The sequence below is a fragment of the Streptococcus sp. HCA-5024 genome, assembly GCF_037890265.1.
Classification (GTDB): Bacteria; Bacillota; Bacilli; order Lactobacillales; family Streptococcaceae; genus Streptococcus; species Streptococcus lingualis.
In genome coordinates this window covers 1-13,659 of sequence record NZ_JBBKBR010000003.1, presented here as the reverse complement: position 1 = coordinate 13,659, position 13,659 = coordinate 1, and the positions used below count along the sequence as shown (strand labels likewise).

The 13,659-nt window shown below is 42.6% G+C and carries 11 protein-coding genes; 7 read left to right on the top strand and 4 right to left on the bottom strand.

Features of this window, described 5'->3' with window-relative positions; all coding sequences use genetic code 11:
• Positions 1-252 precede the first annotated feature (252 nt).
• Together WKT08_RS05875 and WKT08_RS05870 are read right to left on the bottom strand one after the other, a co-directional pair.
• Positions 253-930, bottom strand: coding sequence for a DUF1129 domain-containing protein (locus WKT08_RS05875; protein WP_340280748.1), 678 nt, complete (start codon positions 928-930; stop codon positions 253-255).
• Between the two features lie 27 nt (positions 931-957).
• Complete coding sequence (locus WKT08_RS05870) at positions 958-1,902, bottom strand: magnesium transporter CorA family protein (protein ID WP_003005422.1); 945 nt, start codon at positions 1,900-1,902, stop codon at positions 958-960.
• Between the two features lie 121 nt (positions 1,903-2,023).
• On the opposite strand from WKT08_RS05870, the gene uvrA reads away from it, so the two are divergent.
• The 5 genes from uvrA to nusB all read left to right on the top strand — a co-directional run bounded on the left by uvrA (position 2,024) and on the right by nusB (position 7,614).
• The gene (gene uvrA / locus WKT08_RS05865) at positions 2,024-4,849 is read left to right on the top strand and encodes an excinuclease ABC subunit UvrA (RefSeq protein WP_340280745.1); all 2,826 of its coding nucleotides are present in this window, start codon (positions 2,024-2,026) and stop codon (positions 4,847-4,849) included.
• Entirely contained in the window at positions 4,846-5,913 is a 1,068-nt protein-coding gene (locus WKT08_RS05860; RefSeq protein WP_340280743.1) for a M24 family metallopeptidase, read from the top strand. Before uvrA ends, WKT08_RS05860 begins: the two co-directional genes overlap by 4 nt.
• A 290-nt stretch (positions 5,914-6,203) precedes the next feature.
• The gene (gene efp, locus WKT08_RS05855; protein ID WP_003005479.1) at positions 6,204-6,764 is read left to right on the top strand and encodes an elongation factor P; all 561 of its coding nucleotides are present in this window, start codon (positions 6,204-6,206) and stop codon (positions 6,762-6,764) included.
• Positions 6,765-6,800: 36 nt separating this feature from the next.
• On the top strand, positions 6,801-7,190 hold the full coding sequence (locus tag WKT08_RS05850) for an Asp23/Gls24 family envelope stress response protein (protein ID WP_003005404.1): 390 nt from the start codon (positions 6,801-6,803) through the stop codon (positions 7,188-7,190).
• A complete protein-coding gene (nusB, locus tag WKT08_RS05845; protein WP_223344918.1) occupies positions 7,183-7,614 on the top strand; it encodes a transcription antitermination factor NusB in 432 nt (143 codons plus the stop codon). Before WKT08_RS05850 ends, nusB begins: the two co-directional genes overlap by 8 nt.
• A 234-nt stretch (positions 7,615-7,848) precedes the next feature.
• Here the strand turns inward: nusB and WKT08_RS05840 are convergent, their stop codons facing one another.
• Both WKT08_RS05840 and WKT08_RS05835 read right to left on the bottom strand, forming a co-directional pair.
• Complete coding sequence (locus WKT08_RS05840) at positions 7,849-8,814, bottom strand: LacI family DNA-binding transcriptional regulator (protein ID WP_024055083.1); 966 nt, start codon at positions 8,812-8,814, stop codon at positions 7,849-7,851.
• Positions 8,795-10,249, bottom strand: a complete 1,455-nt coding sequence (locus tag WKT08_RS05835; protein WP_340280737.1) for a sucrose-6-phosphate hydrolase — start codon at positions 10,247-10,249, stop codon at positions 8,795-8,797. The genes WKT08_RS05840 and WKT08_RS05835 overlap by 20 nt, the downstream gene beginning before the upstream one ends.
• 379 nt (positions 10,250-10,628) lie before the next feature.
• Here WKT08_RS05835 and WKT08_RS05830 point away from each other — a divergent pair, with 379 nt between their 5' ends.
• Entirely contained in the window at positions 10,629-12,548 is a 1,920-nt protein-coding gene (locus tag WKT08_RS05830; RefSeq protein WP_118396569.1) for a sucrose-specific PTS transporter subunit IIBC, read from the top strand.
• A 160-nt stretch (positions 12,549-12,708) separates the two neighbouring features.
• Positions 12,709-13,608, top strand: a complete 900-nt coding sequence (gene scrK / locus WKT08_RS05825) for a fructokinase ScrK (protein WP_118396571.1) — start codon at positions 12,709-12,711, stop codon at positions 13,606-13,608.
• Positions 13,609-13,659: the final 51 nt, after the last annotated feature.

Below are 13,659 nucleotides of genomic sequence, written 5' to 3'. Positions count from 1 at the left end.
CTGCTGGATAACAGCAGTGAGTTTTTTTATCCTCCATAATCAGGAGAATAGTGAAGTTTCTTTTCTTTATTATGTGGCTTAAATTGGAAATGTTTATCCAAAATTTTTTGAGAGTTGTTTTACATATCCTGGTTTTATAGGTTCATAGAGCTAAACATTATTCTCATAAGTCGATTTCATAATAAAAACACCCCAAAAATTAGATTTTTTCTGTCTAACTTTTGGGGTGCAGTTTAAACTTCATCCGTTTTCTTAACGTCGAGTTGCAGGTGCTGTGCTCGAACTTTTAATATTAAAGCGTTTCTTGAGGTAGAAGCGAAGGACAAGCGCTAGAGCTCCTAAAACGATGGCAAAAACATCTGGAATAGTTGGGTTGAGAACTTGTGGGAGTAAGGAAGTAAAGGACAAGACAATGACCCAAAGGAACATGACTCCAACAAGAATCGGCATGGATTTCCAAAGAGAAGGACGCTCGCTACGATCTTTGGTGCCATCCATATACTGATAGAAGAAGTAGTACATAAGGTATAAGAGCAAAGCCCCTGTCAAACTTCCAAGGATCAAGGTGATCAACCCATAGCCAGTACGACGCGGTGCGACCAAGTTCATAAAGGCGCTAATCGCAGCAAAGACACCAAAAATAAAGAGGAAGGAATCCAAAATCATAAGAGAGGGAGCATCGTTTAATTTCGGATGCTCTTTTTCATAGCGTTCTTTCTCGCTGAAAGAATTCGCCCAAACAGTTGGAGCTCCAAAAAGGGTCCGTGCTGGAATTCCTTTTCCTTGGTTTTCATGGATAGCTGGAAGGATTTCTTGGATGAGGCTTTCTGCTTCTTCCTCTGATTTCCCGTTTTCAAGCAATTGGTGTTTGGCGATCCGGATAAATTCTTGATTTTTCTTACTAAGTTGATGAAGGTCGGTTTGAGACATAGTTACTCCTTTGATGTACAAGTTTGGTTAGAACCATTTTTTATGGATGAGGTAGACGACGAGAGACCCGGTCAGGGCAAAGGCGATGAAAATAATCAGCCAGAAAGCATGGGGTTCGCCATTGAGCGGAAGCTCATTGTCCTTGAAGTTCATCCCGTAGGCCGAAAAGATCATGGTCGGAATGGACATGACAATGGTGACGAGGGCCAGGGTCTTCATGATGTTGTTCTGGTTGTTGGAGATGATTGATGCGAAGGTATCGGTCATGGAGTGCAGGATATTTCCATAAATATCTGCCATCTCAATGGCCTGCTGGGTTTCGATCAAGGTATCTTCCAACAGATCCTCGTCTTCTAGGTATTTCTTGATGTTACTGGTGGCACTGGTCAATTTCTTGATCACGCGCTCATTGGTTTTCAGAGAGGCCTTAAAGTAGACGATGGTTTTTTCCAACTCCATCAACTCAATCAGCTCTTCATTACGCGTTGATTTGTGCAATTGGCTTTCAATCTGCTCGCTTTTGCGATCCAAGGTACGAAGCGCTGACAAGTAGAGTTCAGCGTTACGATAGAGGATCTGAAAGATAAAGCGCGACCGCATAAAGGTATAGAAATTCCGCAAGCGTCGGTTGATAAAGATATCGAGAAGTGGCAATTTCTCCAAGCAAGTCGTGATGATAGCCTCTTCTGTTAGGATAATCCCTAGCGGAATGGTTACGTAGTAGGTCTGATTGTTCCGCTCTTCCTTGATGGGGACGTCGACGATGATCAAGGTATACTCATCTTCGATGGTCATACGGGACATTTCTTCCGCATCGAGTGGTGCCCGCAAGTCTGCAATATCGATATTAAAAGCAGAGGCGATTTCCATCGATTCACTTTGAGAAGGGTTAACAAGGTTGATCCAGCTACCGGGTTCCAGCGTCTCTATTTCTTTAAATTCAGTCGTTGTCGATAAAAAGACCTGTTTCATGGTGCCTCCCCTTGTTTTTTTACACCTTAACATTATATCAGAAAAAGGACGGTTTTGGATAAAAGAATACTAAAAAATTTGTTATAATGGAGGTTAACAAAAAGGTGATTAGAGTAAGAACATGCAAGATAAAATTGTCATTCATGGGGCACGCGCCCATAATTTAAAAAATATAGACGTGGAAATTCCACGGGACAAATTAGTCGTGGTGACGGGGTTGTCTGGTTCTGGAAAGTCCAGTCTGGCCTTTGATACCCTCTATGCAGAAGGTCAGCGCCGCTACGTGGAGAGCTTATCGGCCTATGCCCGTCAGTTCTTGGGAAATATGGAAAAACCAGATGTGGACTCCATTGACGGCTTGAGTCCAGCCATTTCCATCGACCAAAAAACGACCAGTAAAAACCCCCGTTCTACAGTGGGGACGGCGACAGAGATCAATGACTACCTGCGCCTGCTCTATGCGCGTGTAGGGACGCCTTATTGTATCAATGGACATGGCGCTATTACCGCTTCTTCGGTTGAGCAAATTGTCGATCAAGTTTTGGAATTACCAGAGCGCCAACGCCTGCAAATTCTAGCTCCTATTATTCGCAAGAAAAAAGGCCAGCACAAGAATATCATTGAAAAGGTGCAAAAAGACGGCTATGTCCGGGTGCGGGTCGATGGTGAGATCTATGATGTGACAGAGGTTCCAGAACTATCTAAAAGCAAGCAGCACACGATTGAAGTGGTTGTGGACCGAATCGTGATCAAAGAGGGCATTCGCTCGCGGCTCTTTGATTCGATTGAAGCAGCTCTTCGGATTGCGGATGGTTATGTGGTGATTGATACCATGGACGGCAAGGAGCTACTCTTTTCTGAGCATTATGCTTGCCCAGTCTGTGGCTTTACCGTTCCTGAATTAGAGCCCCGCCTCTTTTCTTTCAATGCACCTTTCGGATCTTGTCCAGACTGTGATGGGCTGGGTATTAAGCTAGAGGTGGACTTGGATTTGGTGGTGCCAGATGATCGCTTAACCCTTCGCGAAGGAGCACTTGCTCCTTGGAATCCGATCTCCTCCAACTACTATCCACAGATGTTAGAACAGGCCATGATCCACTTTGGCGTTGATATGGACCAGCCTTTTTCCAATCTTTCTCAAGAAGAAAAGGACTTGGTCCTCTATGGGTCAAATGGCAAGGAATTCCACTTCCACTATGAAAATGAGTTTGGTGGGGTTCGAGATATTGAGATTCCTTTTGAAGGGGTCGTAAACAATATTCACCGTCGTTTCCGTGAGACCAATAGTGATTTCACCCGCAACCAAATGCGCTCTTATATGAACGAATTGACCTGTGCGACCTGCCATGGCTACCGTCTCAATGACCAAGCTCTTTCTGTTCGTGTCGGAGGAGAAAAGGGGATGCATATCGGGGAAGTGTCAGATCTATCGATTGCGGACCACTTAAAAGCCGTGGATCAGTTGGTCTTAACAGACAATGAAGCCACGATTGCAAGACCGATCTTAAAAGAGATTAAGGATCGATTGACCTTCTTAAACAATGTGGGTCTCAATTACTTGACCCTGTCACGATCGGCTGGGACCTTATCAGGTGGAGAAAGCCAGCGCATTCGTTTGGCAACCCAGATCGGTTCCAACCTCTCTGGTGTCCTTTATATTTTGGATGAGCCGTCTATCGGCCTCCATCAAAGGGACAATGACCGCTTGATTGCCAGTCTCAAGAAGATGCGAGATTTAGGCAACACCTTGATCGTCGTCGAACACGACGAAGATACTATGAGGGAGGCAGACTACCTGATCGACGTCGGCCCAGGTGCCGGTGTCTTTGGTGGAGAGATCGTTGCTGCGGGAACTCCAAAGCAGGTGGCTCGTAATAGTAAATCCATTACCGGCCAATATTTGTCCGGCAAGCGCAAGATTCCGGTTCCAACAGAGCGCCGTTCAGGAAATGGTCGTTCTATTGAAATTACAGGGGCCAGTGAGAACAACTTGCAAGATATCACGGCGCGTTTTCCTTTGGGCAAATTTATCGCAGTCACTGGAGTTTCCGGTTCTGGGAAATCGACCTTGATCAATAGCATCTTGAAAAAAGCCATCGCTCAAAAGCTCAACCGCAATTCGGAAAAACCAGGGAAATACAAGACCATTCAGGGGATTGAGCATATCGATCGCTTGATCGACATTGATCAAAGCCCGATTGGTCGGACTCCTCGTTCCAATCCAGCGACCTATACAGGCGTCTTTGATGATATTCGCGATCTCTTTGCTCAGACCAATGAAGCCAAAATTCGGGGCTATAAAAAAGGCCGCTTTAGTTTCAATGTCAAGGGTGGGCGTTGTGAAGCCTGCTCAGGAGATGGGATCATCAAGATTGAAATGCACTTCTTGCCAGATGTCTTCGTCCCTTGTGAGGTCTGCCATGGACGTCGTTACAATAGTGAGACCCTTGAAGTCCACTACAAGGAAAAAAATATTGCAGAAGTGCTGGATATGACGGTCAATAAGGCAGTTGAATTCTTCAAGCACATTCCAAAAATTGAACGCAAACTCAAGACCATCCAAGATGTGGGCTTGGGCTATGTAACACTGGGGCAACCAGCGACCACCCTTTCAGGTGGGGAAGCGCAGCGGATGAAGTTGGCTTCTGAATTGCACAAGCGCTCTACAGGAAAATCCTTCTATATCTTGGATGAACCAACGACTGGACTTCATACCGAAGACATTTCTCGCTTGATCAAAGTCTTAGAGCGATTTGTGGATGATGGCAATACGGTCCTTGTGATTGAGCACAATTTGGATGTCATTAAGACAGCAGACCATATCATTGATTTAGGACCGGAAGGTGGTATCGGTGGCGGAACCATTATTGCGACCGGAACGCCAGAAGAAGTAGCAGCCAATCCTGCTAGCTACACAGGACAATATTTGAAAGGAAAATTACAATGAATCAACGGATCAGCAACTTAAGAAACAAAATGAAAGCCCAAAACCTCAAAGCGATATTGATTAACAATTTGAAAAATGTTTATTATTTGACTAATTTCTGGGGTTCAAACGGGACCGCTTTGGTGACAGAAGAACGCGTGGTACTCTTTACAGATTCGCGCTACACCATCCATGCCCATGCGACTTGTTTCCCCTTTGTAGAGATTGTTGAAACCCGCGATGAGTTGACTGCAGCTGCAGAGATCGTTAAGGACCTTGGAATCAAAGAACTTGGTTTTGAGGATGAAGTGACGGTGGCCTACCATGCCCGTATGGCTTCTGTTTTCAGTGGCATTAGCCTTCAATCCCTAGCGAATTTTGTAATGGAATTGCGCTTAATTAAGGATGAAACTGAGATTGCGGCCATTAAAAAAGCTTGTAGCATCTCTGACCAAGCCTTCCATGATATTTTAGACTATATCAAGGTAGGGAAAACGACAGAGTTGGAAGCAGCGACTTTCCTCGACTTTAGAATGCGGGAGTTGGGAGCTTCTGGTGTATCATTTGATATTATTTCAGCAGCTGGTGAACGCTCTGCCATGCCTCACGCGACTCCAAGTGATCGGGTGATTTCAGCAGGAGATGCCTTGACCCTTGATTTTGGTTGCTTGTATGATCACTATGTCAGCGATATGACACGGACTATCTATGCAGGACATGTCAGCGACAAGGAAAGAGAAATTTACGAAACAGTTTTGAAGGCCAATCAAGCCTTGATTGATGCGGCTAAAGATGGACTTGGCTTCCGTGATTTTGATAAAATCCCTCGGGATGTGATCGAGGCAGCCGGCTATGGTCAATACTTTACTCATGGAATCGGTCATGGAATTGGGCTAGATATCCACGAAGAACCATACTTCAGCCAAACGTCTAAAGAAGCGATTCAAGCAGGGATGGTCTTAACAGATGAGCCAGGTATTTATATTGAAGGTCTCTCTGGTGTGCGGATCGAAGATGACCTTTTGATCACAGAAACAGGTTGTGAAGTCTTGACTCTTGCTCCTAAAGAATTGATTGTCCTTTAAAATATACGTTTCTCTTAACTTCTGTTTAGACAGAGATGTGAAGAGAAGACTATGAAATGAATTGTAGAGGAGTTCTTCTCCCTGACATCTTATTTGGAGCCCTATCCATTTTGGTATAGGAACTAACAGAACAAAACACGAAAGAAGCAAAGGGTAATTTGGATGTGGATGGATCAGGGGCGGTCCATAGCAATCCTTTCTTCTCCAAAAGAGGTAATTGCTGTTTGAGAAAAATCAAATAGTGTGTTACAATAAAGAGTAATCTATTTTTAAAAAAGAGGTAATAAAACATGATCGAAGCAAGTAAATTGAAAGCTGGTATGACTTTTGAAACAGCTGACGGAAAATTGATCCGCGTTTTGGAAGCTAGCCACCACAAACCAGGTAAAGGAAATACTATCATGCGTATGAAATTGCGTGATGTCCGTACTGGTTCAACATTTGATACAAGCTACCGTCCAGAAGAAAAATTTGAACAAGCGATTATCGAAACTGTTCCAGCTCAATACTTGTACAAAATGGATGATACAGCCTACTTCATGAACACTGAAACATATGACCAATATGAAATTCCAGTTGTGAATGTAGAACAAGAATTGCTTTATATCCTTGAAAACTCAGAAGTAAAAATTCAATTCTACGGAAGCGAAGTCATCGGTGTAACAGTTCCTACAACTGTTGAATTGACTGTTGCAGAAACTCAACCATCTATCAAAGGTGCTACAGTGACTGGTTCTGGTAAACCTGCTACAATGGAAACTGGTTTGGTCGTAAACGTTCCTGACTTCATCGAAGCTGGACAAAAATTGGTCATTAACACTACTGAAGGAACTTACGTTTCTCGTGCATAAGAGACATCTCAGGGTGTCAAATAGAAAGGAACTTCTATGGCAACTGAACAATTTGGTGACATCGTTATTGCACCACGTGTATTAGAAAAAATTATTGCGATTGCGACAGCAAAAGTAGAGGGTGTCTATTCGCTTGAAAACAAGAGTGTTTCAGATAGCTTATCCAAACGCTCCCTTGGACGTGGCGTCTACCTTCATACAGAAGAAGATGGTCAAGTTTCAGTAGACATCTATCTCTATTTAGAATATGGAGTGGCTGTACCATCTGTCGCTGTAGCCATTCAAAAAGCGGTCAAGTCTGCAGTTTATGATATGGCAGATGTAACCTTGGATGCTGTCAACATTCACGTTGTCGGTATCGCAACGGAAAAATCTCCAAAACCAGACTTGAAAGACTTGTTTAATGAGGACTTCCTCAATGACTGATGAAATTTTATTAGAATCACGTCGAGATTTGCGCGAGCGCGCCTTCCAAGCCTTGATGGCCTTGGAATACGATGGAGACATTGTTGAAGCTTGTCGCTTTGCTTATCTACATGACAAGGACCTAGCAGAAGACAAAGAAGTCGATCTACCTGCCTTTCTCATGAATCTCGTGACGGGTGTCTATCAGTCAAAAGATCAACTAGACCAACAAATCGGTCAACATTTGAAAACCGGCTGGACTGTTGAGCGCTTGACCTTGGTAGAGAAAAATATCCTTCGTCTGGGAATTTATGAAATGACAGAGTTTGATACACCACAGATCGTCGCAGTCAATGAAGCGGTGGAATTGGCCAAGGCCTTTTCAGATGAAACCTCTTCACGATTTGTCAATGGTGTCCTCAGTCAATTTGTGGCAGAAGAATAAGTAAAAAGGGAGTGGGAAAGAACTCCAACTAGTTAAAAGAGTTCGTTTTCCCACCCCCGCACAGTTGATTAGGTCATCTTTGGAGCTTAAAAGGCGAACAAAGATGCCAATCAACCACTGCGTCATACAGTTATTTCTATTAAATATAAAATAAATATAAAAGGCTAGACAATTTTTGCCCAGCCTTTTTTTGACGAATAATAACCCCTACAGTATAGAACTGTAGGGGTTGTTTTAGACACTTTTTCCAGAGTGGAGACTAACGGGCAAGAAATAACCGGTAGTTGCTACTTTTTTTCCTTCTATCTTTTGGAGTAAAAGATCCACCATGAGGATAGCAATGTCTTCGAGGGGTTGTTGGATGGTTGTCAGTTCAGGTGTATAGGTCTCGATGAACTGGGTTCCATCATAACCAATCACTTTCAAATCCTGAGGAATCTGAATATCTAATTCTCTAGCGACTTTCATGATCAAGATCGCCGTCAAATCATCGGAGGCAAAAATGGCATCTGGTTTGTGGTGGGTTAAAATCTGTTTGATTTCCATTTCTTTGCGAATAGGGGAGAAATCACTGGAAACATTAATGATCATGGACTCAGGTAGAACTGATGCAAATCCCGCATGACGCAAGCCAGTTGGGGAGTTAGAGTTGTCATTACCTGTGATCATGATAATCTTTCGGGCTCCGGTTTTTACTAAAGTTTCTGCTGCAAGCACCCCGCCAGCGTAGTTGTCTGAAGAGACAACCGGAATTTCTGGGGAGAGGTTGCGGTCAAAAGCAATGATAGGAGCAGTTACCCGGTTGTAATCTTCAATGCCCAAATTATGGCTTCCTGAAATGATGCCATCTACCTGGTTGGCCTCCAACATCTCAATGTATTCGCGCTCTTTTTCGGAGTCGTGTTCACTATTGCAGATGATGGTTTTATAGCCGTGTTTGAAGAGTTGGTGCTCTAGTTTGTCGATTAATTCAGCATAGAAAACATTACTGATGTTGGGAAAGATCAAGCCGACTAACTTGGCTGATTTTCCTTGGAGGCTACGAGCAACATTGTTAGGTTTATAGCCCAATTCTCGCATGGCTTCTTGGACTTTTTGGATCGTTTTTTCAGACAGGTATCCTTTTTTATTGATAACCCGTGAGACAGTAGTAGGGCTGACACCGGCGAGTTTGGCGACATCAGTTAGCTTTGCGACCATAATCAAGTTCGTAGTATGTTCCAGTAGGGGTTCCAGACTTGATCAAGATTCCATTTTGATCTGCATGTGGGTAGACCCGACCAGAAAATACTTTTTCTCCTTTATTGATAAAGATTTCAAAAATCGAATTGTCAATGAAAATATTAGCGGTTGTTGCTTGGTTAGCGATTGTGCAGCTACGGCTCGCACCGAATTCTTGGGCATATTGCTCACCAGCCTGGCTTCGATCGACTGTGACCAATCCTTTAGCCAGATCAAATGTGAGATCTAAGCCCTTCCCTTCTGCATCGGCAAAGAGGACGATTTCGTTCTGGCTATCCTTTTCAAACTGCAATTCCAATTCATAGCAGTTCTTGGTTTGTGCCTTGTTGGCAAATTCCTCACTCTCAGCGCGCAAGTCTTTGATGGCTTCAACTGGGTATTGGTAGAGCTTGCCATCTTTGATGGTTAATTCTTTGACCAGTGAGAGAGCTCCTTGGTAGTCATAGGAATCCGTTGGATAAGAAACGTCTGGAAGACCTAGCCAGCTAACAGTATAGGCACGTCCATCGGGAGCATTAAATCCTTGAGTCGCATAGGCTTCAAAACCATAGTCGAGATTATGCAATTCAGATACATCAACCATTTTGGCCTTTTCTGGGTCAAAGCTTGCCCCAATCTTGTACATATTTGGATAGATATTGTCATAATCGAGAACGGCTTTATCTAAGCCTTGAGGGCAGTATAGGAGAACGGGTTGGTCTCCTACAAAGACTAGGTTGGGACATTCCATCATATAAGCTGTCCGATCGTTTGCAAAATCCAAGTCACCGACTGTAACCCAGTTGGAATAGTCATTATCTACAGCCTTATAGAGACGGATGAATCCTTTCTTCTCAAGGTCTTGACCACCAACGATAGCGTAGAATTGACCTTTGAAATTAAAAATCTGTGGGTCACGAAAGTGATCCGTAGAGTCAGCAGGTTGATCAATCAAGATTTTGTCAATTTTTTCAATCTTGCCGTCTTTATCCATCAAAGCACCGACTTGGTAAGGATGACGAACCCATTCTGCATCACGAACATTTCCAGTGTAGAATAGGAATAGTTTGTCACCAAACTGCATGGCTGATCCGGAATAAGCTCCATGGCTATCCAGATCTGTGTCTGGAAGAAGCGTTACACCAGTTTCTTTGAAATGAACCAAGTCTTCACTTTCTGTTTGTACCCATGATTTTAACCCATGGGCTGCACCAAATGGGAAATTTTGGTAAAACAAGATCCATTTTCCATCAAAGTAGGAAAAACCGTTAGGATCATTTAAGAGACCAGCTTTTGGCTCTACATGATAATGTGTATGCCAAGGAGATTTCGCCATGTTTTCTTGGATGGCTTGCTTTTCTTCTTTTGTCCAGTCTTCGTAACGTCTGTAACGACGTTCAGTTGTCCATTCCATTTTATTCCTCCGAATTTTTTCTTACTTCCATAGTACCGATTTCCTATTAAAAATGCAAGCGATAAATGAAAAAAACGGCAAAAAATGTCAAACGATTGACATCTATTTTGTAGCTTGAAGAAAAGAGGAGAAGTTGGAAATCTATGAAAAAATGAAAGAAAATGAAAATAAAAGACTGGTTTAAAGTGCTAAAAAGCGTAGTATAGGCCTGTCTTAAAATGAAAATAGTTTCATGCTATCAAAATGTGTCAAAAAGTCCAAAAAAGTTTCAAAAAAATCCTGCAAAACGGTTGACATATTTTCAATACGTGGTACAATTAAAAACGTAGAGGCGGGTGAACCGTTTTCAAAACAATAAAAAATAAGGAGATTTTTGCAAATGTCAAATACAGAAATTGCAAAAAAAGTCATAGATGCAATCGGTGGGGTTGAGAACGTTAGCAGTGTTGCTCACTGTGCGACTCGTCTTCGCGTGATGGTAAAAGATGAATCAAAAATCAACAAAGATGTTGTTGAGAACATTGAAAAAGTACAAGGTGCTTTCTTTAACTCAGGTCAATACCAAATCATCTTTGGTACTGGTACTGTAAACAAGATCTATGATGAAGTAGTAGCTCTTGGCTTACCAACATCATCAAAAGATGAAATGAAAGCTGAAGCTGCTAAACAAGGAAACTGGTTCCAACGTGCGATCCGTACCTTTGGAGACGTTTTTGTGCCAATTTTACCAGCGATCGTTGCAACTGGATTGTTTATGGGGATTCGCGGTGCTATTGCTCAAGACCAGGTTTTGGCTTTGTTTGGTACAACAGCAGACGCATTTAAATCTACTGATTTTTATACATATTCAACAATTTTAACTGATACCGCGTTTGCCTTCTTCCCAGCCTTGATTTCATGGTCTGCGTTCCGAGTATTCGGAGGAAATCCTGTTCTTGGGATTGTAATTGGTTTGATGATGGTTAGTCCGACACTTCCAAATGCGTGGGTTGTAGCGGAAGATCCTTCTAAGGCAGCAACATACTTTGGTATCTTCCATCATGTGGTTGGATTCCAGAACTCAGTTCTTCCCGCTTTCTTCGTTGGTCTAATTGGTGCGAAACTTGAAAAGTGGCTCCATAAGAAAATTCCAGATGTCTTAGATTTGTTATTGGTTCCATTATTCACATTAACAATCATGTCATTCCTCGCTTTGTTTATTATTGGTCCATTCTTCCACAGCATTGAAGAATATGTACTGAATGCAACTAAGTTTATTTTAAATTTACCATTCGGACTTGCAGGGCTTCTTATCGGTGGGGTTCATCAGTTGATTGTCGTTACTGGCGTCCATCATATCTTTAATCTTCTTGAATCACAATTAATTACTGCAGATAAAAAAGATCCATTTAATGCAATCATTACAGCAGCTATGACTGCGCAAGCTGGTGCTACTTTAGCAGTGGCAGTAAAATCTAAATCTCAAAAAGTGAAAGCTTTAGCATTCCCAGCAACTATTTCTGCTTTGCTAGGTATTACTGAGCCTGCAATCTTCGGGGTGAACTTGCGTTATGTGAAACCATTCGTTATTGCTTTGGGAGCAGGTGCTGTAGGTGGTTGGATTGCATCTATGTTAAATCTGGCTGGTACAGGATTTGGTATTACAATTATTCCAGGTACACTTCTCTATCTAAATGGTCAATTATTGAAATATGTATTTATGGTTGTATTTACAACTGCACTAAGTTTCGGTTTGACTTATATGTTTGGTTATGAAGATGAAGCTTCATCAGTTCCTGCAGAGGACAAAGAAGCTGGTGCAATTATTGAAGAAGAAACAACTGGAGTTATTCCAGCATCTCTTCAAGACGAAACCATCATCTCTCCTATCGTTGGTAGTGCTGTAGCACTTGCTGATGTGAATGATCCTGTCTTCTCAAGTGGAGCGATGGGACAAGGAATTGCCATCAAACCAACTGAAGGCGTTGTCTATGCACCAGCAGATGCTGAAGTAACTATTGCTTTCGCAACTGGTCATGCTTACGGTTTGAAGACAGCTAATGGTGCTGAAATCTTGATCCACGTTGGTATTGATACAGTATCAATGAACGGTGAAGGATTTGATCAAAAAGTAGCTCAAGGCGATAAAGTCAAAGCTGGTGATGTCCTTGGTACATTTGATGCAGCGAAAATTGCCGCAGCTGGTCTTGAAGACACAACTATGGTGATCGTCACTAACACGGCTGACTTTGCTTCTGTCACACCTGTTGCAACTGGATCTGTTGCGAAGGGTGATGCGATCATCGAAGTCAAAGCTTAATCGAAATAATAAGTTCTCAAGGACTGGTCTATCATCTCCAGTCCTTGAATTTTATTTCTCAAAAAAAGGTGTGTTTTTTCTTTAGAGAAGAGAAAAAGATTGACTACAAAATATGCTATAATAAATACAGGATATTTTTCATAATAAAAAAGGAGCCAACATGACAAAATTATATGGAAGTTTGGAAGCTGGCGGTACAAAATTTGTTTGTGCGGTTGGTGATGAAAACTATAATGTTGTGGAAAAAGTACAATTTCCAACAACCAAGCCAATTGAGACGATTGATAAGTGTATTGAATTTTTCTCAAAATTTGAGGATTTAGTTGGGCTTGCGATTGGTTCATTTGGACCAATTGATATCGATCCAAATTCAAACACTTATGGTTTCATCACAACGACTCCAAAACCGAATTGGGCCAATGTAGATATCGTTGGGGCTTTCCGTCGTGCCTTGAATGTACCTATCTATTTCACGACAGATGTGAATAGCTCTGCCTATGGCGAAGTGGTCGCACGCAATAATGCGGGTGGCCATATCGAAAACTTGGTTTACTATACAATCGGAACAGGAATCGGAGCTGGTGTCATCCAACGTGGCGAGTTTATCGGGGGAGCTGGGCACCCAGAAATGGGGCACTACTATGTGGCCCAACACCCAATGGATGTGGAAAAAGAATTCAAGGGTGTTTGTCCTTTCCACAATGGCTGTTTGGAAGGCCTTGCGGCTGGTCCTAGTCTGGAAGCTCGTACAGGTATTCGTGGGGAAAACATTGAACTCAACAGCAATGTATGGGATATTCAAGCCTACTACATCGCACAAGCAGCAGTGAATGCGACAGTTACCTTCCGCCCAGACGTCATTGTCTTTGGAGGAGGAGTAATGGCTCAACAACATATGTTAGATCGTGTTCGCACGAAATTTACTGCCCTCTTGAACGGTTACCTCCCTGTACCTGATGTGAGAGATTATATTGTGACACCTGCAGTTGCTGGCAATGGTTCAGCGACCTTGGGGAACTTTGTCCTTGCAAAAGAAGTGAGCGAGAAACTTAAAAAATAAGCAGCAATTGTCTCTTAGAGGTTAGAAACAAGAGCGAGGAGGCTGGGACAA